Below are 19,853 nucleotides of genomic sequence, written 5' to 3'. Positions count from 1 at the left end.
CCCGTTCGGATCGTGCCGCTTGCGGCTTACGGCACCCTGGTCACCGGCCTCCGCCCGCCGGGCGGCCGATCAGCATCGTCGGGGCTCCCGCGACCCGAGTGAGCAGCACCGTCGCGGAGTTGGGGCCCTTCGGCTTCACCTTCCGCCGGATCTCCTCGGGTTCGACCGCCGAACCGCGCTTCTTCACGGTCAGCGTCCCGACCTCGCGCTCCCGGAGCAGCGCCTTCAGCTTCTTGAGGTTGAAGGGGAGTTCGTCGGTGATCTCGTAGGCGGCGGCGTACGGCGTGGGGACGAGCTCGTCCGCCGTGACGTAGGCGATCGTCTCGTCGATCAGGCCGCCCGAGAGGTCCTCCGCGACCTCGGCGACGAGGTGCGCGCGGATGACGGCGCCGTCCGGCTCGTACAGGTAGCGGCCGACCGGCCGGACCGCCGGGTCGGGCAGCCCCCGGCCGACGATCCCGGCGCCCGAGGGCAGCAGCGTGGCGCGGCGGGCGCCCGGCTCCGTACCGAACCAGAGCACGGCCTCCTTCACGTCCCCGCCGTCCGAGATCCACTCGGCCTCGGCCTCCGCCGGGACGGCCTCGTGCGGGATGCCGGGTGCCACCTTCAGGGCGGCGTGCGGGGCCCTGCGGGCCGCTTCGACGGCCCAGGAGAGCGGCGGGGAGTACGCCTCGGGGTCGAAGATCCTGCCCCGGCCGCCGCGCCGCGCCGGGTCGACGAAGACCGCGTCGTACGGGCTCGTGTCGATCTCCGTCACATCGGCCTCGCGGACCTCGACGAGCCCGGCGAGGCCGAGGGCCTCGGCGTTGGCGCGGGCCACCTCGGCGGTGAGCGGGTCGCGGTCGACGGCGAGGACGGAGATCCCGGCGCGGGCCAGGGCGATCGCGTCGCCGCCGATCCCGGAGCAGAGGTCCGCGACGCTGCCGACGCCGAGCGCCTTGAGCCGGGCCGCCCGGTACGTGCCGACCGAGGCGCGGGTCGACTGCTCGACGCCGTTGGGCGTGAAGTACATCCGGTACGCGTCCTCGGCGCCGAACTTGGCCACCGCGCGCTGGCGCAGCCGGGCCTGGCCGACCGCCGACGTGACGAGCTCTGCGGGGTGGTCGCGGCGGAGCCGGGAGACGACCGCCAGCTCCTGGGCGGGGTCGTAGTCGCGCAGGGCGGCGAGCAGGGCCTGCCCCTCGGGGGTGAGCAGGGCGGTGAAGTGGGCGAGGTCGGTCACCCGTCCCATTGTGGGCCCTGCGGCGCTGTGGGCCGGCCGGGGGACGGTGGCGCCGTACGGCGGTGTCGTGGTCCGGACGGGGCGTCAGCACTGACAGGATGCGGCGCCATACCGCTTGTACGACAAGAGGAAGAATTCATGGTGATCAGCGCGCACCCTGTCCGGCGGACCCTCGGGGCCGCTCTCGTCGTCGCAGCCCTCGCCTCCGCCGCCACGGCCTGCTCCGGCGCGGGCCCCGCCGAACCGGAGCGCCGCGCGCCCGCCCCCGCCCCCGCCCCCGGGCAGCAGGGGCAGGCGCAGGCCCCGGGGTCGGCCGGGGCGCTCAGCGCGTACGTCGAGAAGGTCCGCAAGCAGAAGGCCGCCCGCGCGCTCGCCGCCAAGAAGTGGGGCCTCGCCCGGCCCCCGCTCGACGCGCCCGCCCCGCCGAAGGTCAAACCGAAGATCACCACGCGCAAGGGATTCGAGACGGACGGCGAGGGGCTGCCGCCCGTCTTCACGACCGTGCCGACCAAGCAGAAGGTCGTCTTCCTGACGATCGACGACGGCGCGGAGAAGGACCCCGAGCTGCTGCGGATGATGAAGGACCTCCGGATCCCCTACAGCGCCTTCCTCAGCGACTACGTCGTCAAGGACGACTACGGGTACTTCGCGAGGATGCAGAAGTCGCAGGAGGGCGGGGTCTCCCTGCACAACCACACCCTCAACCACCGCTACCTGCCCGGGCTCTCGTACAAGCAGCAGAAGCGCGAGATCTGCGGGATGCAGGACGTCATCGAGAAACGATTCGGCAAGCGGCCCCCGCTCTTCCGCCCGCCGTACGGCAACTACAACGAGGACACGCTGCGCGCCGCGAAGACCTGCGGGATCAAGGCGGTCCCGCTGTGGGCGTCAGAGGCGTTCCCGGACCACATGGAGTGGCGCGAGTGGGACCGGGACCTGCACCCCGGCGACATCGTGCTCACCCACTTCCGGGGCAAGGGCGACTGGAAGGGCACGATGCCCGACATGATCCGGAGGGTGATGAACGTGATCACGGCCAAGGGGTACGCGGTCGCGAAGCTCGAGGACTACGTGTGAGCGGGCTCTGTGCGAGACGGCTCCGTACGAGCGGCCTCCGTGCGAGACAACTCCGTACGAGCGGCCTCCGTGCGAGCGGCCTCCGTACGAGACGGCTCCGTGCGGCCGTCGCCGGCGCGGCGCTGGCCGGCGCGCTGCTCGCCGTCTCCGGCTGCGCCTCGTCGGTCGACCCGATCGAGCGGCTGGGGCGGAAGGCGGCGGAACGGATGGCCACGCCGGACGCGACGACCGTGGCGGAAGGAACGGCGGCCCGGATCTCCGGCCACGCCGACTGACCCGGGGGTCACCCTCCCGGGCACTCGCAGGGCCCGCCCCCGCTGCGGCACACGCACTGTGCTTCGGACGGGGTCGCCGGGGCCGTCGGCCCCGGCGTCGCGGGGTGCGCCCGCGCCCACTCCTGTATCCCGAAGGCCAGCGTGCCGATGCCGAGCAGCGCCGCGGCCAGGAACTGGCCCCCTGCCGTCCAGGACCAGCCGCCGCGCAGCATCGCCCAGGCGAGCAGCAGGACGCCGCCGGTGATCGCTCCGAAGACGAGTACCGGCACCCAGTCCACCGGGGGCGGTCCCGCAGGCGCCGGACCGTAGCTGTCGGCCCACCCGCGCATGCCCAGGGTGAAGGCGGCGATCAGGACGAGCACGCCCTCCAGGACGAGGAGCAGGATCCCGAACAGGATGTCGCCGGCCGTGCGTACCGGAGGGGGAGGGGTCGTCATGGCCGCACCCTCGTCCGGAACCGGAGGGTCCGTCACGGCGTTGCCCATACCGAGACCAGAACGACGCGCGACGGCATGGAATTGGCACTCCGCTTGACCGAGTGCTAATCGCGGTCATAGTCTCGGCTCTGGCACTCCCCACTGGAGAGTGCCAACACAGCGACAGGCAGGTCCGGCACCCGCGACGACGGATCCACCTGGTCGCCACCTCAGACAGTTGACCCCGTAATCTCCGAAGGGGGAGGTCGGATCGTGACGACCACCAGCTCCAAGGTTGCCATCAAGCCGCTCGAGGACCGCATTGTGGTCCAGCCGCTCGACGCCGAGCAGACCACCGCCTCTGGCCTGGTCATCCCGGACACCGCGAAGGAGAAGCCCCAGGAGGGTGCTGTCCTCGCCGTGGGCCCGGGCCGCTTCGAGAACGGCGAGCGTCTTCCGCTCGACGTTCAGGTCGGCGACATCGTGCTCTACAGCAAGTACGGCGGCACCGAGGTGAAGTACAACGGCGAGGAGTTCCTCGTCCTCTCGGCTCGCGACGTGCTCGCGATCATCGAGAAGTAATTCACCGAAGTATCCGAAGTGGATGCTTTGAGCTGCGCCCCTTGACCCCGCACAGGGCGTCCGGGGGCGCAGTTCGTTTCCATACGATTCCGAGAGGGCTGAACCGCTCCCATGGCGAAGATCCTGAAGTTCGACGAGGACGCCCGTCGCGCCCTTGAGCGCGGCGTCAACAAGCTTGCCGACACGGTGAAGGTGACGATCGGCCCCAAGGGCCGCAACGTCGTCATCGACAAGAAGTTCGGCGCCCCCACCATCACCAACGACGGTGTCACGATCGCCCGCGAGGTCGAGATCGACGACCCGTTCGAGAACCTCGGCGCCCAGCTGGTGAAGGAGGTGGCGACCAAGACCAACGACATCGCGGGTGACGGCACCACCACCGCCACCGTGCTCGCCCAGGCCCTGGTCCGCGAGGGTCTGCGCAACGTCGCCGCCGGCGCCTCCCCGGCCGCCCTGAAGAAGGGCATCGACGCCGCCGTCAAGGCCGTCTCCGAGGAGCTCCTCGCCACCGCGCGCCCGATCGAGGACAAGTCCGACATCGCCGCCGTCGCCGCGCTCTCCGCGCAGGACCAGCAGGTCGGCGAGCTCATCGCCGAGGCGATGGACAAGGTCGGCAAGGACGGTGTCATCACCGTCGAGGAGTCCAACACCTTCGGCCTGGAGCTCGACTTCACCGAGGGCATGGCCTTCGACAAGGGCTACCTGTCCCCGTACATGGTCACCGACCAGGAGCGTATGGAGGCCGTCCTCGACGACCCGTACATCCTGATCAACCAGGGCAAGATCTCCTCGATCCAGGACCTGCTGCCGATCCTGGAGAAGGTCATCCAGGCCGGCGCCAGCAAGCCGCTGCTGATCATCGCCGAGGACGTCGAGGGCGAGGCCCTGTCGACCCTGGTCGTGAACAAGATCCGTGGCACCTTCAACGCCGTGGCCGTCAAGGCCCCGGGCTTCGGCGACCGCCGCAAGGCGATGCTTGGCGACATGGCGACGCTGACCGGCGCCACCGTCATCGCCGAGGAGGTCGGCCTCAAGCTCGACCAGGCCGGCCTGGACGTGCTGGGCACCGCCCGTCGCGTGACGATCACCAAGGACGACACCACCATCGTCGAGGGCGGCGGCAACGCCGACGAGCTCGCGGGTCGCGTCAACCAGATCAAGGCCGAGATCGAGTCCACGGACTCCGACTGGGACCGCGAGAAGCTCCAGGAGCGCCTCGCGAAGCTGGCCGGCGGCGTGTGCGTGATCAAGGTCGGCGCCGCCACCGAGGTGGAGCTGAAGGAGAAGAAGCACCGTCTGGAGGACGCCATCTCCGCGACCCGCGCCGCGGTCGAGGAGGGCATCGTCTCCGGTGGTGGCTCCGCTCTGGTCCACGCCGTCAAGGTCCTCGAGGGCAACCTCGGCAAGACCGGCGACGAGGCCACGGGTGTCGCGGTCGTCCGCCGCGCCGCCGTCGAGCCGCTGCGCTGGATCGCCGAGAACGCCGGCCTCGAGGGCTACGTCATCACCTCGAAGGTGGCGGAGCTCGACAAGGGCCAGGGCTTCAACGCCGCGACCGGCGAGTACGGCGACCTGGTCAAGGCCGGCGTCATCGACCCGGTGAAGGTGACGCGCTCCGCCCTGGAGAACGCCGCCTCGATCGCCTCCCTCCTCCTCACCACCGAGACCCTCGTGGTGGAGAAGAAGGAAGAGGAGCCGGCGGACGCGGGCCACGGCCACGGCCACGGTCACTCCCACTGAGGCGTGTCTGAGGCGCGTCGTCACTGACCGCCACTGATCACCGAGGCCCGGTGCCCCCGTCGCGGGGGCATCGGGCCTCGTGATTTCCTCAGGAGGTCATCCCTCCACCGCGCCGAGCTGCCCCATGAGCCCGAGCAGGTCGTACTGCCACCACCCCTCGACGATCTTCCCGTCGTCCCGGAAGCGGTGGATGACCGTGCCGGTCATGGTCACGTCCATGCCGGACGGCTGGAGCCCCATGAAGTCCCCGGTGTGGCTGCCCTTCCAGGTCCAGCGGGTGCAGACCCGGTCGCCCTCGGCGATCTGGTCGTCGATGGCGAAGGTGAAGTCGAAGCCGCGCCGCCACATCTCCACCTCGCGCCGGACGGCGTCCATGCCGATGACGTCCTGCTCGTTGGTCGGATCGTGGTCGTGGTATCCCTCTGCCATCACCTCGTCGAGCAGTGCGAGCTCCGGCTCCCGCGCCATCATCTCCATGAGGTGCCGGGCGTTGGTTTTGTACAGCGCCTCGTCCCGGACCACGTCCAGGTCGGTGAAGGTCGGCATCTCGTCACAGAGCGCGACCATCTCGCGGAAGATCCGGTCGGTCTCGGGGAGCTGCGAATTGCGCATGGCCACGTCGTACGAGGGGAACTCGACGATCTCCACGATGTGGGAGGCGTCCGAACGGTCCTTGCCGACCATGCTGTGGGTCGCGGTCCGTTTGCCCTCGGTCTGCTCGACCCACTGGTCCATGAGCCGGTTCAGGTCGTCCACCCGACTCGTCTTGCAGTCGATTATCTGTACGAAGGTCATGGCGCCTCCCGGGCCCCGGTAGGACCCTTCCAGTCTAGGTTGGACGCATGGAGCGGGCAGGGGGAGAACGGCCGGTCACGGTCACCAACGGTTCGGGCGTCGTCGTGATCGGCGACGGCAACCGGATCGGGTCACCGGAAGCGCCGGCGGTCCGGTCCGCGTACCGGGAGCAGGTCCGCCGCATCGCGCCCGCGGAACTAGTCGACCGCGAAGCCGAACTCGCCGAGCTCGCGGCCTTCTGCCTGGCCGACTCCGGCCCCGCGTACGCCTGGTGGCGGGCGGAGGCCTGGGCCGGCAAGACCGCGCTGCTCTCCTGGTTCGCCCTCGACCCACCCCCAGGGGTGCGGATCGTCCCCTTCTTCATCACGGCCCGCCTCGGCGCCCAGAACGACGTCGCCGCGTACGTGGACGTCGTCCTGGAGCAGCTGGCGGAACTGGCGGGGGAAGGCCTCCCAGCGCTCCTGACGGCCGCCACCCGCGAGGCCCACCTGTTACGCCTGTACGCCTCGGCCGCCGCAGCCTGCGCCGCGCGCGGCGAGCGCCTGGTCCTCCTCGTAGACGGTCTGGACGAGGACCGGGGCGTGACGACGGGCCCGGACGCCCACTCGATCGCGAGCCTGCTGCCGTACGACCTCCGGGTGATCGTCTCCGGCCGCCTGAACCCGCCCCTCCCGGCCGACGTCCCGGACGACCACCCGCTCCGGGACCCCGCGGCCGTACGGATCCTCTCCCCGTCCCCGAAGGCGCGGGCGATCCGGGCGGAGGCGGAGCGGGAGCTGAAGCGGCTCCTGGAGGCCGGCGGACTCCCGTACGAGCTCCTGGGCCTGCTGACCGCCGCCGGCGGCGGCCTGACGGCGGACGACCTCGCGGAACTGACGGGCGAGGTCCCGTACCGGGTGAAGGACGTGCTGCGCACGGGGCCGGGGCGGACGTTCGCGGTACGCGGCGAGGCGTACCTCCTCGCGCACGAGGAACTGGTGGTCGGCGCCCGGGACATGCTGGGCCGTCGCGTGCTGGGTCAGCGGCGGGCGACGCTGCACGCCTGGGCGGAGGAATGGCGTGCCGGGGGCTGGCCGGACGGCACCCCGGACTACCTGCTGCACGGCTACTTCCCGATGCTGCGGACGGCCGGAGACCTGGACCGGATGCTGGCCTGCGCCCTCGACGAGGTGCGGCACGACCGGCTCCAGGAGGAGACCGGTGGTGTGGCCGAGGCGCTGGCGGAGGTCCGGGCGACGGGCGAGGCGGTCCTCGAACACGGCGACCGGGCAGGGCTCGTGGCGACGATGCTGCGGCTCGGGTTCCGGCGCGGCGAGCTGACGCGGCGCGCCGGTGACATCCCGGTCGAGCTGGCGGCGGCGTGGGCGGCGGCGGGACGGATCGACCGGGCGACGGCCCTCGTCCGGAGCGAGGGCCGCCTGGAGACGGTGCACGGGCTGTGCGCGGTCGCGTGCAGGCTCCTGGAGGCGGGGGACCGATCGACCGCCGACGAGCTGGTGACGGAGGCCGAGGGGCTCGTCCTGGCCGAGGGGAACCGCTCCGACCAGGAGTTGCTGACGCGATACCTGGTGCCGGCCCTCCTCACGCTCGGCGAGCTGGACCGCGCCGAGCGGCGCGTGCGCGCCGTGGAGAGCGACATGGAACGGGGGCGTCTGCTGCCGCCCCTCCTCGACGCGCTCTGCGCGGCCGGACAGTACGAGCGGGCCGTCGCGCTCACCGAAGAGCGGAACTTCCTGCTTCGGGTCGCGGCCGTGGCGCGGGTGGCCGGGGCGCTGGCCGCGGCGGACCGCGCCGGGGAGGCCGAGCAGCTGGTGCGCGAGGCGGTCGCCCGTGACCCGCACGTAGCGGTCGCGCTGCTCCTCGACGGTTCGCGGGCCCTGCGGGCGGCCGGCCACGAGGAGCGGGCGGACGTGCTCCGCTCCGAGGCGCTGGCGGCCATCGGCGCGGCGCCGAGCGACCACTGGCTGTTCGAGACGGTGCGGGCGCTGGCCGCCACGGGCGAGTTCGAGCACCTCGACCGCTGGTCCCGGGAGCAGTTTCCGGGGCCGCAGACCGGCCGGTGGGGCAGGGAGTACGCCGAGGCCGGTGCCTGGGACCGGGCCCGGAAGGCCGCCGCCGAGATGCCCGGAGCGACCGGTGAGTGGATCCTCCGCCAGGTCGCCGACGGGCTCGTCGAGGCCGGGCATCTCGACGAGGCGGAGGCGGTGATGGAGCAGTCGGAGTCCCTGGCCACGGTGCAGCTGCGGCTCAAGCTCGGGAAGGCGCGGCTGCGCGCGGGCGATCTCGAAGGGGCGGGTGCGGTCGTCGACCGCCTTGCCGGGGAGTGGCACGCGGACCTGCTGGCCGCGTACGCGCGGGCGCTCTGCCACGCGGGCCGCCGGGAGCGGACGCAGGCCCTGCTCGACGGTGGTCGGAAGGGGGCCGTGGTGAGGGTGGGGATCGCGGACGCGCTCCTCGACGCGGGCGACCCGGAAGCGGCGAGGGAGTTGCTCGTCGCGGCGGAACGGACACTGCGGGCACCCGGTCCCGAAGCGTCCGCCGAGGCGCTCCTGGGGGTGGTGCGGGAGCTGGCGGGGGTGGGCAGGACGGAGGAGGCGCGGTCCCTGCTCGCCGTGGCCGAACGCAACGGGGCGGACGAAGCTCTCGGGTTCGTGTCCGCTCTGGTGGCGGTGGGCGAGGTGGACCGTGCGGAGGAACTGGCCGCGGGCTGGGCCCCCTGGACGGAGACGGTGATCGGGGCCCGCCTGGCGGAGGGCGACTTCGACGCGGTGGTCCGCCTGGCCCGGAACGGCGGATTGAGCTCCGGGCGGAACCTGACGGTGGCCGTCCGCGGCCTGGCGGACGTGGGGGCGTGGGACCAGGCCGCGCTCCTGGGGCGGGAGGGCAGCTCGTACGACCAGGACCTGATGTCCTTGATCGTGGTGGCGGGGATGGCACGGGACGGACGGGCACACGAGGCGGCCCACCGGTTCGCGGGGGTGGGGACGTTTCGGACCGGCGGGGTCGGCGTCACCTTCCTGCCGGACCGTGTGCGCGCGCTGCTCGCCCTGGGGAGACGCGAGGAGGCGGTACGCCTGGTGGGGCTGGCGCGGGTGGAAGCGGCGCCATCGTCTCCGGCCACCCAGGCGCAGTACCTCGCCGAGGCCCTCGTCGTCCTCGGCGACTACGAGGAGGCGTGCCGCCATGCCCGGGAGACGGATCCCCGGAACGCCGAAGGCCTGCTGCTGTCCGTCGCCGGGGACCTCGTCAGAGAAGGCGCGCACGAAGAGGCGGCCCGGCTCCTCGCCGGACTGCACTTCTCCGGACTCCGGTGTGCCGCCGTCTACGCCGACCTGGCCCGGGTCCACCCCGACCCGGTCCGGGCCCGGGAGTGTGCCGCCCTCGCCCTGCACCTCGGCTCCTGGCCGGACGTGCTGCCCGCCGTCCTCCACTGCGACCCCGGCGTCCTCCCCCTCGTCCTCGACGAGGCCGACCGTCTACGCCGAGCGCTGGAGGTCTGACGCCCGTACCTCCTCCGCGAAGGGTTCGCCGTGGACGTACCGCGTCACCTCCTCGATCGCCTGGTCCGCCATGCGGTGGAGTTCGTTGCCGAGGGAGCCGGCCACGTGGGGGGTGAGCAGGACGTTCGGGAGGGTGTAGAGCGGGGAGTCCGGGGGCGGGAGTTCCGGGTCGGTCACGTCGAGGATCGCGTGGAGGCGGCCCGAGAGGAGGTGGGGGAGGAGCGCCGTCTCGTCGATCAGGGAGCCGCGGGCCGTGTTGATCAGGGTGCTGCCGTCGGGCATCGCCGCGAGTTGGGCCGGGCCGATCATGCGGTACGTGGACGGGAGTTGGGGCGCGTGGACCGAGACGACGGTGCTGCGGGCGCACAGGTCGTCGAGGCCGGTCAGCTCCACGCCGGGCGGCGGGGTCGTCACGTACGGGTCGTACAGGAGGATCTCGAAGTCGAAGGGGCGGAGGAGGTCGATGACCCGGCGGCCGATCCGGGAGGCGCCGACGATGCCGATCGTGCGACGGTGGTTTCCCCAGGCGGCGGATTCGGTCAGCCAGGCGTGGTCGGTGCGGAGTTCGGCGTAACGCTGGGCGGAGCGGAGGACCTGCTTCCCGGCGAAGAGGATCGCGGCGAGCGTGTACTCGGCGACGGGCAGCGCGTTCGCGGCGGCGGCCGTCGTGACGCGGAGGCCGCGCTCCCAGCAGGCGTCGGTGATGTGGTGCTTGACGGAGCCGGCGGCGTGGACGACGGCCCGGAGGCGCGGCGCGCGGTCGAGGATCCCGGCGGTGAGGGGCGTGGCGCCCCAGCCGGTGAGGAGGAGTTCGGCCTCGGCGAGGGCGGCGGCGGTCCGCGCGTCCGGGGCGGTGAGGTCGTGGGCGACGAGGTGCGGGTCGGTTCGGGTGAGGGCCGCGAGGCGCTGCCGGTGGGCGTCGGTGAGCAGGCGTTCCGCGGTGTCCGGGCCCATCGCGAGGAGGAGGGCGGGGCGGTTGTCAGTGGCGGGGTGCATCGTGGGACGTGTGCTCCTCACTTGACGCTGCCGGCGGTCAGACCCGCCTTCCAGTGGCGCTGGAGGGAGACGAAGGCGACGACGAGGGGGACGACGGCGAGCAGGGATCCGGTGACGACGAGGGGGTAGAAGTCGGGTTCCCCGTGGGCGTTGCTGTTCCACGCGTACAGGCCGAGGCTCAGGGGGAAGAGCTTCTGGTCCGAGAGCATCACCAGGGGGAGGAAGAAGTTGTTCCAGATGGCGGTGAACTGGAAGAGGAAGACGGTCACGAAGCCGGGCATGACCATGCGCAGACCGATGGACCAGAAGACGCGCAGCTCGCCGGCCCCGTCGATCCGGGCGGCCTCCAGGGCCTCGTCGGGGATGTAGCCCGCGCAGAAGACCCGGGAGAGGTAGACGCCGAAGGGGTTGACGAGGACGGGGATCAGGACGGCCCAGTAGGTGTTGACGATGCCGACCTCGCTGGCGAGGAGGTACATCGGCAGGGCGAGCGCGGTGGTGGGGACCAGCACGCCCAGGAGGACGAGGCCGAAGAGCTTCTCCTTGCCCCGGAAGTCGTAGACGTGGAAGGCGTATCCGGCGGCGACGCTGACGAGCGAGCAGGCGAGGGCGCCGAATCCGGCGTAGAGGAGGCTGTTCAGGTACCAGTGGAAGTAGATGCCGTCGTTGTACTCGGCGAGCCGGGAGAGGTTGCCGCCGAGGTCGAAGCCCTCGAAGGAGAAGGCGTTTCCGGCGAGGAGGCCTCCGGCGTCCTTGGTGGCGGCGGTCAGCAGCCACACGAGGGGGAAGAGCATGTAGACGACGGCGAGGACGAGGGCGCCGTTGACGGCGGCCTTGGAGAGCCAGGTGTTGCCGGTGCGGGGCTTGCTCATGCCGTGCGCTCCTTCCCCGCCTTGCGGCGGCCCGTCAGGCGTGTCACCGCGAAGGAGAGCAGCGCCGCCGTCAGGGCCAGCAGAACCGAGGCGGCCGCCGCGAGCCCGTAGTCGTTGCGGTCGAAGGCCGCGGTGTACGCGTACATGTTCGGCGTCCAGGTGGAGGTGACGGCGGAGCCGGTGCCCTTGTTGAGGATCAGCGGCTCGGTGAAGAGCTGGAGCGAGCCGATGATCGTGAAGAGGCCGACCATCGCGAGCGAGGCCTTGACCAGCGGGACCTTGATGGAGAAGGCGATGCGCCAGGCGCCGGCCCCGTCGACGGTGGCCGCTTCGAGGACGGACCGGTCGATGGCCTGGAGGGCCGCGTAGAAGATGACCATGTTGTAGCCGAGCCATTCCCACAGGGCGATGTTGACGATGGAGGGCAGCGCGCCTTCGGGGGAGAAGAAGTCGAAGCCGATGCCTCCCGCCTCCATCGCCCGCACGACCGGGCTGAGCTGGGGTGTGTAGAGGTAGACCCAGATCAGGGCGGCGATGATGCCGGGGACGGCGTGCGGCAGGAAGAGCGCGAGCTGGAAGAAGCGGCGGGCGCGGGCGAGGGCCGAGTCGAGGAGGAGGGCGAGGCCGAGGGCTCCGACGAGCAGGAGCGGAATGTAGAGCAGGCAGTATCCGAGCAGGACGCCGAAGCCCTCGCGGAAGGCCCGGTCACCCAGCGCCGCCGTGTAGTTGTCGAGGCCGCTGAAGACGGTCTCGGCGCCGCCGAAGCCCAGTCCGGACTGTTTCTCGGTGAAGAGGCTGAGCCAGACCGCGTAGCCGATCGGCACCACCATCACCGCGGTGAACAGGAGGAAGAACGGGGTCAGCAGGATCGCGGCGGCGCGGGTGCGGGCCTTCACGCGGTCAGCCCTCGACCTTCAGGCCGCGCTTGGTGAGCTCGGCGACGGTGGCGTCGTGGCCGGCCTTGACGGCCTCCGCGATGGTCGGGCCGCCCTGGACGATCTTGCCGAAGTGGTCCTTGATCGTGGTGTTGGTGGTGCCGGTGGTCGGGCCCCAGGCCCAGCTGGGGTTGATGGACGCACCGGAGGCCTCGAAGAGGGCGTAGATGTCCTCGCCGCCGTAGTAGCTCGCGTCGAAGGCCTTCTTGGCGACCGGGCGCAGGCTCGCGGCGGCCGGGAAGGCGGAGGAGGTGCCGGAGGCGATGCGGGCCTTCACGCCCTCCTCGGTGGTGGACATCCACTCGGCGAAGGTGACGGCCGCCGCCTTCTGCTTGCTGTCCTTGGTCACGGCGAAGGAGGTGCCGCCGAGCATGCCGCTGGCGGGCTTGCCGTCCCAGCTGGGCATGGGCGCCACGGCCCACTTGCCGCTCTGCTCGGGCAGCGTGCCCTTGAGGACGCCCGCGCCCCAGGAGGCGCCGAGGTAGCCGATGGTGGTGCCGTTCTTGAGGGAGCCGGTCCACTCGGGGCTGAACGAGGCGTTCTTGTGGACGAGGCCGGCGTCGAGGAGGCCCTGCCAGTAGGCGGCGACCTTGGTGGTGGCCGGGTCGGTGGTGTCGATCTTCCAGGTGTCGTTCTCGGCCTTGAACCACTGGGCGCCGGCCTGCCAGGCCATCGCCTCGAAGGTCGTCGGGTCGTCGGGGAAGAAGGTGGCGATACGGGCCTTGGCGTCGGCCTTCTTGACCTGCTCGGCGGCCTTCTTGAACTCGTCCCAGGTGGTGGGGGGCTGGACCTTGTACTTCGCGAAGAGGTCCTTGCGGTAGAAGAAGGCCTGCGGGGCGGCGTCGAAGGGGACGGCCCAGGACTTGCCGCCGAGGGTGGTGAGTTCGACGGTCTGCGGGAGGAGCTTCGCGCGGTCGGCCTCGGTGAACTCGCCGCCGATGTCCTGGAGGGCGCCGGAGCTCACGAACTCCGGGAGCGAGGAGTACTCGATGGAGACGAGGTCGGGGGCGTTGCCCGCCTTCACGGCGTTGGAGATCTTGGCGTAGCCGCCGGCGGTGCCGGAGGGGATCTCCTCGAACTTCACCTGGATGTCGGTGTGGGAGGCGTTGAAGGCGTCCACGACGTCCTTGGAGCCCTTGGCCCAGCCCCAGAAGGTGAGGGTCACGGGGCCGTTCGGCTTGCTTGCGGTGTCGTCACCGCCGCCGCCGCAGGCCGTGAGGACGGCCAGGGCGGTGGCGGTGCCGGCTATGACGCGGGACGTTCTGCTCCAAGTACGGGTCACGGCACGGCTCCTGGGGGCGGGGCGGCTGGGAGGTTGTGGCCGTGATCCTGTGACCGTTCATGACCGAAGTCAAGAGCGAAAGATTGATTGATCGAAAAAAGATCAGATCGATCGTGCGGAGTGCCCCGGCGTGGAGTTGCCCGGACCCGCCCCGCACGAGTCCCGCACCCGCAGCCGCGGCAGCAGGCTCAGATGGCGTCGCGCCGCCTCTTCGCCGGACCCCGCGCCGCCTTCGGTGAGCCGCTCCACGAGCAGCTCCGCGGCGTACCGCCCGACCTGCCGCTTGGGCGGGGCGACCGCCGTCAGCGGGGTGTCGGCGAGCGCCGCGACCTCGTCGTCGTACGCGATCAGGGCCAGGTCCTGCGGCACCCGTACGCCCAGCTCGGCCAGGCGCTGCACGATCTCGATCGCGTCGACGTCGTTGTGGACGAGCGCCGCGCCCGCCAGGCCCGAGCGGACCGCCTCGTACAGCGCCCGCACGGCCCGCTCGAAGCCCTCCGGGTCCGCCTCGGCCGGTACGGACTCGATGACCGGCCGGGGCTCCTTCAGGCCGAGCGTCCCCAGCGCCTCGGCGTACCCGGCGCGCACCGCGAGCGCGGTCGGGGAGTCCCCGCGGGCCACGAGCAGCGGCGTCGAGTGGCCGAGTCCGAGCAGGTGGCGCAGGGCGAGGAGGACGCCGTGGCCGTGGTCGGAGACCACCCGGTCCAGGCCGTCGAGCGGGCTGCCGGGCTCCGCCCTGCGCTCCAGGAGCACGGCCGGTACGGGGAGTTCGGCCAGCCAGTCCCCGTAGGCGAGCCGGTCCTCGGGGCCGCGCCACCCGGGTGCGACGAGGACGCCCTCGGCGCCCGCCGCGAGCAGGCCCTCCGTGCGGGCGCGGTCCTCCTCGGGCCGGTAGTCCGAGACGCGCAGCACCAGCCGGGCGCCGGCGCGCGCCGCGGCCTCGTGCGCACCCCGGATGACCTCGGCGAAGTAGTACGTGGCGGAGGGGGCGAGCAGGCCGAGGACCAGGCCCTCGCCGGGGCGTCCCGCGCCCGGGTCGCCCTGCCCCCGGGGCCACGACACCTGGCCGTGCACCCGGTCGAGCAGGCCCTGACCGGCCAGCGCCTCGACGTCCCGGCGGGCGGTGACGGGGGAGACGCCGAGCCGCTCGGCCAGTTCGGCGACCCGGGCGGTGCCGCGCTCGCGGACCAGGGCCAGTAGTCGGTCGTGTCGTTCGGCGGCACTCTCGCGCACGGTGCGGTTCCCCCTCGCAGTGGTGGTCCCTGGACCAGGTCTCTCGACTCTAGTCCACGAATGATCGAACGACGGGAGTTTCGATCATTCGCTCTGATTCCCTTGACGTTCGATCGAAGCCTGTTCAGGATTCCGGGCGACGCAGACGTCACCCAGGGAGCCCTCAGGGAGCATCATGCCCACGCCGCCCGAGAACCGTGAGCTCAGCCCGTACACCGGCTGGACCCGTGCCCACTGGGAGACCACGGCCGACCGGCTCCTCCTCGCCGTACGCCCGTACGCCTCCCCCCGCGGCGGCCTCGTCGGCCTCCCCGGCCCCCGCCCCAGCTGGTCCGGCGCCCGCTCCGACGGACTGGAGGGCTGGGCCCGCACCTTCCTCCTCGCGGCCCTCCGTGTCGCGGGCGCCCAGGGGGACGACCCCCACGGGCACCTCGACCTGTACGCGGACGGACTCGCCGCCGGGACGGCGCGACCCGGTACCGGCGACCCCGACTCCTGGCCCCTGATGGCCGACACCCGCCAGGCGGTCGTCGAATCCGCCTCGGTCGCGCTCGGCCTCCGCCTCACCCGCCCCTGGCTCTGGGACCGCCTCGACGACCGCACCCGCCGGCGTGTCGTCGACTGGCTCCGCCCCGCCCTCGGCCCGTCCCCCGTCGACAACAACTGGTGGCTCTTCGGCCTCACCGTCGCCGGCTTCCTCCAGGACGCCGGCGCCGAGACCGACCGGGCCGCCGCCACCGTCGACCGCTCCCTCGCCCGCATCGAGGACTGGTACCTCGGCGACGGCTGGTACAGCGACGGCGACAACCGCGCCTTCGACCACTACAACGCCTGGGCCCTGCACTTCTACCCGGTCCTCCACGCCCACCTCGGCGGCGACCGGGCCCTCCTCGACCGGTACGGCCCCCGTCTGCGCCGCCACCTCGACGACTACGTCCACCTCTTCGACGCGAACGGCGCCCCCGTCCCGTACGGGCGCTCCCTGATCTACCGGTTCGCCGCGGCCGCCGCGCCCTGGCTCGGCGCCCTCACCGGGCACACCCCGCTCACTCCCGGCGCGACCCGCCGCCTCGCCTCCGGCTCCCTGCGGTACTTCCTCGACCGCGGCGCCACCGACGAGCGCGGGCTGCTCACTCTCGGCTGGCACGGCCCGCACGCGCCCCTGGTCCAGGAGTACTCGGGACCCGGCTCCCCCTACTGGGCCTCCAAGGGTTTCCTCGGCCTCCTCCTGCCCGCCGACCACCCCGCCTGGACCGACCCCGAGGAAGCCCTGCCCGCCGAACGGGCCGACACCGTCCGCGCCTTCGCCCCCACCGGACTGCTCGCCCAGACGACCGCAGCCGACGGGCTCGTACGCCTCCACAACCACGGCAGCAACCACGTCCACAGCGCCGAATCCGGCACGGACGACCCCGGCTACGCCCGGCACGCCTACTCCACCCGCACCGGCCCCAGCACCGGGCCGGCCCCGGCGGACAACCACTTCGCCCTGCTCACGGAAGACGGCGGTGCCACCGCCCGCGGCCCCGCCGCCCCGGCCGGTACGGGCCCCGACTGGGCCGCCTCCGTGCACCGTCCGCTGCCCGGCGTCCGGGTCCTCTCCGCGACCCTCGCCCATGGCCGCGCCGAGGTCCGCGCGCACCTCGTGCTCGGCGCCCCGGAGGGGACTCCCGTGCGGCAGACGGGCTGGGCCACCACCCCCGGCGGGCCGACCGCCGAGCTCCACCCGGTCCACGGCTACCCGTACGACACCCCGGCCGCCGAACTCCCCACCGGGGAAACCCTTCAGGGTCCCGGGACCCGCACGCTCGCCCTCCACGGCACGACGACCGGCCCGGCCGCCCTCTTCGTCGCCCTCGCCTCGCTCACCGCCGAACCGGACCCGGCACCCGTCACCACCCTCGCGAACGTCCGGGTCACCGGCCACACCCTCCACGTGACCTGGTGGGACGGCGCCACCGGTCGACTGGACCTCAAGGTCACTTAGGGCCGTACTTGCGGCCCGCCTTGGAGGAGACCCCGCCGAGCAGCCCGCGCGGCGCCAGCTTCACCACACCCATCAGGGCCTTGTAGCGGGGGTCGGGGATCGACAGCGTCTTCCCCCGCTCCAGGTCCCCGAGCGCCGCCGTCACCAGCTTGTCCGCGTCGAGCCACATCCAGCCCGGGATGTTGTCCGTCCCCATCCCGGCCCGCTCGTGGAACTCGGTCCTGACGAAGCCGGGGCAGAGCGCCATCAGCCGCACCCCGCTGCCCGCGAGGTCCCGCGCCGCGCCCTGGGTGAACTGCACGACCCAGGCCTTCGACGCCCCGTACGTCCCGCGGGGCACGAAGGCCGCCACCGAGGCGACGTTCACCACCGAGCCGCGGCCGCGCGCCTTCATCGAGGCGGCGGCGGCCGAGGTCAGCCGCAGCACCGCCTCGCAGTGCACGGTGAGCATCTTCAACTCGTCGGCCATGGACACTTCCAGGAAGCGGCCCTTGTTGCCGAAGCCGGCGTTGTTCACGAGCATGTCGACCGGCTGTTTCGGGTCCGAGAGCCGCGCCTCGACGGCGGCGATGCCCTTCTCCTCGGCCAGGTCCGCCGAGAGGACCTCGGCCTCGATGCCGTGCCGGTCGTGCAGTTCGGTGGCCTGCTCCCGGAGCCGCTTCACGTCCCGGGCCACCAGCACGACGTCGTGACCGTCCGCCGCCAGCCTGCGTGCGAAGGCGGCCCCGATGCCCGCGGTGGCCCCCGTAATCAGTGCAGTCGTCATACCGGCACGTTAGTGCCCCGCCCGGCGGCTACGCCCCGCCGTCCGCCCGGCCGTCCGTCCGTCCGTACTTCTCCGCGTACTGACGCGCGAGCGCGAGCAGCCCCGACTCCATCCACTCCGCGGCCGCCAAGGTGCCGGGCAGCAGCGTCCGTTCGACGGTCGCCGCGCGGTGCAGGAGCGCAACGGTGACGTCGTGGTCCGGCCGGTGCACGACCGTGATCGGGTCGCCCGCCCGCACCTCGCCCGGCACGATCACCCGCAGCAGCGCCCCGGGTCCGGCCGCCGACTGCGTGAACCGCTTGACCCAACCCTTCTCCTCCACGAAGCCCGCGAAGGTCCGGCACGGGATGCGGCCGCCGGTCACTTCGAGGACGACGTCCCCGCCGATCCGCCACCGCTCCCCGATCAGGGCCCCGTTCACGTCGAGGCCGCGGGTCGTGAGGTTCTCGCCGAAGGAGCCGTTGGCCAGCTCGCGGCCGAGCTCCCGCTCCCACAGGTCCATGTCCTCGCGGGCGAAGGCGTACGCGGCCCGGTCGTCGCCCCCGTGGAACCGCAGGTCGCAGACCGTGTCCCCGGCCACCCCGCTCCTCCCGACACCGGGCGGCCCGGGGGCCTCGATCCGGACGGGCCCGTCGACGGGGCGCTTGTCGATGGCCGTCAGCCCCGACGCGGCGTCCGTGTAGTCCGCCGCCCGGGCACGGCCCGCGTTCACACTCAACAAGGTCATGCGGGCACTTTACGGGGATATCCCTTGATAGCCCTCAAAGGATCGTCTATGAATTCGCTGCTTCGCCCAAGATTCGCTTATGCTTGGCCGCATGATCGAGGCACGCCATCTCCGCGTCCTGCGCGCCGTCGCCGCCACCGGCTCCTTCTCGGCCGCCGCGCGCGAACTCGGCTGCACCCAGCCCGCCGTCAGCCAGCAGATGAAGGCGCTCGAAAGCTCCGCCGGCACCCCGCTGCTGATCCGTACGGGCCGCGAGATGCGCCTCACCCAGGCCGGCGAGGTCCTGGTCCGCCACGCCTCCGGCATCCTCGCGGGGCTCACGGCCGCCGAGGAGGAGGTCGCCGCCATCGCCGGACTCCGGGCCGGCCGCGTCCGCCTGGTCTCCTTCCCCAGCGGCAGCTCCACCCTCGTCCCCACCGCGCTCGCCGCGCTGCGCGCCGCGCACCCCGGCACCCGGGTCTCCCTCGTCGAGGCGGAACCGCCGCGCTCGATCGAGATGCTCCGGGAGGGCGACTGCGACGTTGCCCTCGCCTTCCGTTACGGGGTGGGGCAGGCCGAGTGGGACGACCTCGTTGTCCGCCCGCTGCTTGCCGACCGGCTCGTGGGCCTCGTGCCCGAGGGGCACCGGCTCGCCGAGGCCGGGTCGGTCGGCATCGCGGAGCTCGCGGACGAGTCCTGGATCGCGGGCTGCCCGCGCTGCCGCCGGCAGCTCGTGGACGTCTGCGAGGAGGCGGGCTTCACCCCCCGCATCGACTTCGCCACCGACGACTACCCGGCCGTGGTGGGCCTGGTCGGCGCGGGCCTCGGCGTCGCCGTCCTGCCGGCGCTCGCGATCGAGTCCGTACGGCCCAAGGGGGCGCGGACCGTGACCGTTGAGCCCGCCGTGGAGCGGGAGATCGTGGCCCTGACCCTGCCGGACCTGGCTCAGGTGCCGGCCGTCGCGGCCACGCTCGCCGAACTGACCCGCGCCGCCACGCGCGCGTAGGCACTACGGCCACGCGCGCGTGGGCGCGGCTCGCTCGGGTGTCACCGACTCGGGCTCAGCTTGCGCTGAGGAAACGTTCCTTCACATGCGCTCCACGATCGGGCGGCCCGCAGCCGCCGCCGATGCCGTCATGGATGTCACGGAGGTGACAGGTGCGGCCGTCGGGGCCGCCGTGATGAGGCGGTTCCGGGCGCGTCCCATGAGCTCTTCGCGTTCGTCCTCGGTGAGGCCGCCCCAGACGCCGTAGGGCTCCCGCACGGCGAGTGCGTGTGCCGCGCACTCCGCGCGTACCGGGCACCGCATGCAGACCTCTTTCGCCGAGTTCTCGCGCGCACTCCGTGCCGCGCCGCGCTCTCCCTCGGGGTGGAAGAACAGGGAGCTGTCCACCCCGCGGCAGGCCGCGAGGAGTTGCCAGTCCCACAGATCGGCGTTGGGTCCGGGAAGGCGGGAGAAATCTGCCATT

Annotated in this window: 18 protein-coding genes; 7 read left to right on the top strand and 11 right to left on the bottom strand. The window is 72.4% G+C overall.

Translation table 11 applies throughout. The features are described 5' to 3' along the window. Positions 1 to 40: 40 nt before the first annotated feature. Positions 41 to 1,231: a THUMP-like domain-containing protein gene (locus OG357_RS15210; protein ID WP_329621675.1), complete on the bottom strand. Its 1,191-nt coding sequence runs from the start codon at positions 1,229 to 1,231 to the stop codon at positions 41 to 43. A 129-nt stretch (positions 1,232 to 1,360) separates the two neighbouring features. Here OG357_RS15210 and OG357_RS15205 point away from each other — a divergent pair, with 129 nt between their 5' ends. Together OG357_RS15205 and OG357_RS15200 are read left to right on the top strand one after the other, a co-directional pair. Beyond that, entirely contained in the window at positions 1,361 to 2,299 is a 939-nt protein-coding gene (locus tag OG357_RS15205) for a polysaccharide deacetylase family protein (RefSeq protein ID WP_329621674.1), read from the top strand. After that, positions 2,296 to 2,574: a hypothetical protein gene (locus tag OG357_RS15200; protein ID WP_329621673.1), complete on the top strand. Its 279-nt coding sequence runs from the start codon at positions 2,296 to 2,298 to the stop codon at positions 2,572 to 2,574. Before OG357_RS15205 ends, OG357_RS15200 begins: the two co-directional genes overlap by 4 nt. Before the next feature lie 8 nt (positions 2,575 to 2,582). Here the strand turns inward: OG357_RS15200 and OG357_RS15195 are convergent, their stop codons facing one another. Beyond that, the gene (locus tag OG357_RS15195; protein ID WP_329621672.1) at positions 2,583 to 3,011 is read right to left on the bottom strand and encodes a DUF6234 family protein; all 429 of its coding nucleotides are present in this window, start codon (positions 3,009 to 3,011) and stop codon (positions 2,583 to 2,585) included. 252 nt (positions 3,012 to 3,263) lie between these two features. Here OG357_RS15195 and groES point away from each other — a divergent pair, with 252 nt between their 5' ends. Next, positions 3,264 to 3,572, top strand: coding sequence for a co-chaperone GroES (gene groES / locus OG357_RS15190; RefSeq protein ID WP_267045346.1), 309 nt, complete (start codon positions 3,264 to 3,266; stop codon positions 3,570 to 3,572). Positions 3,573 to 3,683: 111 nt separating this feature from the next. After that, positions 3,684 to 5,312: a chaperonin GroEL gene (groL, locus tag OG357_RS15185; protein ID WP_329621671.1), complete on the top strand. Its 1,629-nt coding sequence runs from the start codon at positions 3,684 to 3,686 to the stop codon at positions 5,310 to 5,312. 96 nt (positions 5,313 to 5,408) lie between these two features. Here the strand turns inward: groL and OG357_RS15180 are convergent, their stop codons facing one another. Then, positions 5,409 to 6,107 carry an ester cyclase gene (locus OG357_RS15180; RefSeq protein ID WP_329621670.1) on the bottom strand — a complete coding sequence of 233 codons (699 nt, stop codon included), beginning with the start codon at positions 6,105 to 6,107 and terminating at the stop codon, positions 5,409 to 5,411. Between the two features lie 47 nt (positions 6,108 to 6,154). Between OG357_RS15180 and OG357_RS15175 the strand changes: the two genes are divergently transcribed. Continuing rightward, the gene (locus OG357_RS15175) at positions 6,155 to 9,607 is read left to right on the top strand and encodes a hypothetical protein (protein WP_329621669.1); all 3,453 of its coding nucleotides are present in this window, start codon (positions 6,155 to 6,157) and stop codon (positions 9,605 to 9,607) included. Here OG357_RS15175 and OG357_RS15170 read toward each other — a convergent pair. The 5 genes from OG357_RS15170 to OG357_RS15150 all read right to left on the bottom strand — a co-directional run bounded on the left by OG357_RS15170 (position 9,584) and on the right by OG357_RS15150 (position 14,925). Continuing rightward, a complete protein-coding gene (locus tag OG357_RS15170; protein ID WP_329621668.1) occupies positions 9,584 to 10,603 on the bottom strand; it encodes a hydroxyacid dehydrogenase in 1,020 nt (339 codons plus the stop codon). The genes OG357_RS15175 and OG357_RS15170 overlap by 24 nt on opposite strands. A 17-nt stretch (positions 10,604 to 10,620) precedes the next feature. Further along, on the bottom strand, positions 10,621 to 11,475 hold the full coding sequence (locus OG357_RS15165; RefSeq protein ID WP_329621667.1) for a carbohydrate ABC transporter permease: 855 nt from the start codon (positions 11,473 to 11,475) through the stop codon (positions 10,621 to 10,623). Beyond that, positions 11,472 to 12,371, bottom strand: coding sequence for a carbohydrate ABC transporter permease (locus OG357_RS15160; protein WP_329621666.1), 900 nt, complete (start codon positions 12,369 to 12,371; stop codon positions 11,472 to 11,474). Before OG357_RS15160 ends, OG357_RS15165 begins: the two co-directional genes overlap by 4 nt. Positions 12,372 to 12,375: 4 nt before the next feature. After that, positions 12,376 to 13,692, bottom strand: coding sequence for an ABC transporter substrate-binding protein (locus OG357_RS15155; protein ID WP_329621665.1), 1,317 nt, complete (start codon positions 13,690 to 13,692; stop codon positions 12,376 to 12,378). 102 nt (positions 13,693 to 13,794) lie between these two features. Then, positions 13,795 to 14,925: a substrate-binding domain-containing protein gene (locus OG357_RS15150; RefSeq protein ID WP_329621664.1), complete on the bottom strand. Its 1,131-nt coding sequence runs from the start codon at positions 14,923 to 14,925 to the stop codon at positions 13,795 to 13,797. Positions 14,926 to 15,100: 175 nt separating this feature from the next. Here OG357_RS15150 and OG357_RS15145 point away from each other — a divergent pair, with 175 nt between their 5' ends. Continuing rightward, positions 15,101 to 16,912, top strand: a complete 1,812-nt coding sequence (locus OG357_RS15145; RefSeq protein WP_329621663.1) for a DUF2264 domain-containing protein — start codon at positions 15,101 to 15,103, stop codon at positions 16,910 to 16,912. Here OG357_RS15145 and OG357_RS15140 read toward each other — a convergent pair. Both OG357_RS15140 and OG357_RS15135 read right to left on the bottom strand, forming a co-directional pair. Further along, on the bottom strand, positions 16,905 to 17,678 hold the full coding sequence (locus OG357_RS15140; protein ID WP_329621662.1) for an SDR family NAD(P)-dependent oxidoreductase: 774 nt from the start codon (positions 17,676 to 17,678) through the stop codon (positions 16,905 to 16,907). The two genes, OG357_RS15145 and OG357_RS15140, sit on opposite strands and share 8 nt — an antisense overlap. A gap of 28 nt (positions 17,679 to 17,706) precedes the next feature. Continuing rightward, complete coding sequence (locus OG357_RS15135) at positions 17,707 to 18,405, bottom strand: MOSC domain-containing protein (RefSeq protein WP_329621661.1); 699 nt, start codon at positions 18,403 to 18,405, stop codon at positions 17,707 to 17,709. Between the two features lie 91 nt (positions 18,406 to 18,496). On the opposite strand from OG357_RS15135, the gene OG357_RS15130 reads away from it, so the two are divergent. Continuing rightward, on the top strand, positions 18,497 to 19,390 hold the full coding sequence (locus tag OG357_RS15130; RefSeq protein WP_329621660.1) for a LysR family transcriptional regulator: 894 nt from the start codon (positions 18,497 to 18,499) through the stop codon (positions 19,388 to 19,390). 81 nt (positions 19,391 to 19,471) lie between these two features. Here OG357_RS15130 and OG357_RS15125 read toward each other — a convergent pair whose 3' ends face one another. Then, a complete protein-coding gene (locus tag OG357_RS15125; protein WP_329621659.1) occupies positions 19,472 to 19,852 on the bottom strand; it encodes a WhiB family transcriptional regulator in 381 nt (126 codons plus the stop codon). Position 19,853: the final 1 nt, after the last annotated feature.

The sequence above is a fragment of the Streptomyces sp. NBC_01255 genome, assembly GCF_036226445.1.
Lineage (GTDB): Bacteria > Actinomycetota > Actinomycetes > Streptomycetales > Streptomycetaceae > Streptomyces.
The sequence above is the reverse complement of the archived record's forward strand: the minus strand, read 5'-3'. Positions and strand labels throughout refer to the sequence as shown.

Excerpts from the sequence above, each read along its gene's own strand:
- OG357_RS15210 (WP_329621675.1), bottom strand. The coding sequence starts at position 1,231 with ATGGGACGGGTGACCGACCTCGCCCACTTCACCGCCCTGCTCACCCCC.
- OG357_RS15125 (WP_329621659.1), bottom strand. The coding sequence starts at position 19,852 with ATGGCAGATTTCTCCCGCCTTCCCGGACCCAACGCCGATCTGTGGGAC.
- OG357_RS15170 (WP_329621668.1), bottom strand. The coding sequence starts at position 10,603 with ATGCACCCCGCCACTGACAACCGCCCCGCCCTCCTCCTCGCGATGGGC.
- OG357_RS15205 (WP_329621674.1), top strand. The coding sequence starts at position 1,361 with ATGGTGATCAGCGCGCACCCTGTCCGGCGGACCCTCGGGGCCGCTCTC.
- OG357_RS15175 (WP_329621669.1), top strand. The coding sequence starts at position 6,155 with ATGGAGCGGGCAGGGGGAGAACGGCCGGTCACGGTCACCAACGGTTCG.
- OG357_RS15135 (WP_329621661.1), bottom strand. The coding sequence starts at position 18,405 with ATGACCTTGTTGAGTGTGAACGCGGGCCGTGCCCGGGCGGCGGACTAC.
- OG357_RS15180 (WP_329621670.1), bottom strand. The coding sequence starts at position 6,107 with ATGACCTTCGTACAGATAATCGACTGCAAGACGAGTCGGGTGGACGAC.
- OG357_RS15165 (WP_329621667.1), bottom strand. The coding sequence starts at position 11,475 with ATGAGCAAGCCCCGCACCGGCAACACCTGGCTCTCCAAGGCCGCCGTC.
- groL (WP_329621671.1), top strand. The coding sequence starts at position 3,684 with ATGGCGAAGATCCTGAAGTTCGACGAGGACGCCCGTCGCGCCCTTGAG.
- OG357_RS15145 (WP_329621663.1), top strand. The coding sequence starts at position 15,101 with ATGCCCACGCCGCCCGAGAACCGTGAGCTCAGCCCGTACACCGGCTGG.
- OG357_RS15130 (WP_329621660.1), top strand. The coding sequence starts at position 18,497 with ATGATCGAGGCACGCCATCTCCGCGTCCTGCGCGCCGTCGCCGCCACC.
- OG357_RS15140 (WP_329621662.1), bottom strand. The coding sequence starts at position 17,678 with ATGACGACTGCACTGATTACGGGGGCCACCGCGGGCATCGGGGCCGCC.
- OG357_RS15195 (WP_329621672.1), bottom strand. The coding sequence starts at position 3,011 with ATGACGACCCCTCCCCCTCCGGTACGCACGGCCGGCGACATCCTGTTC.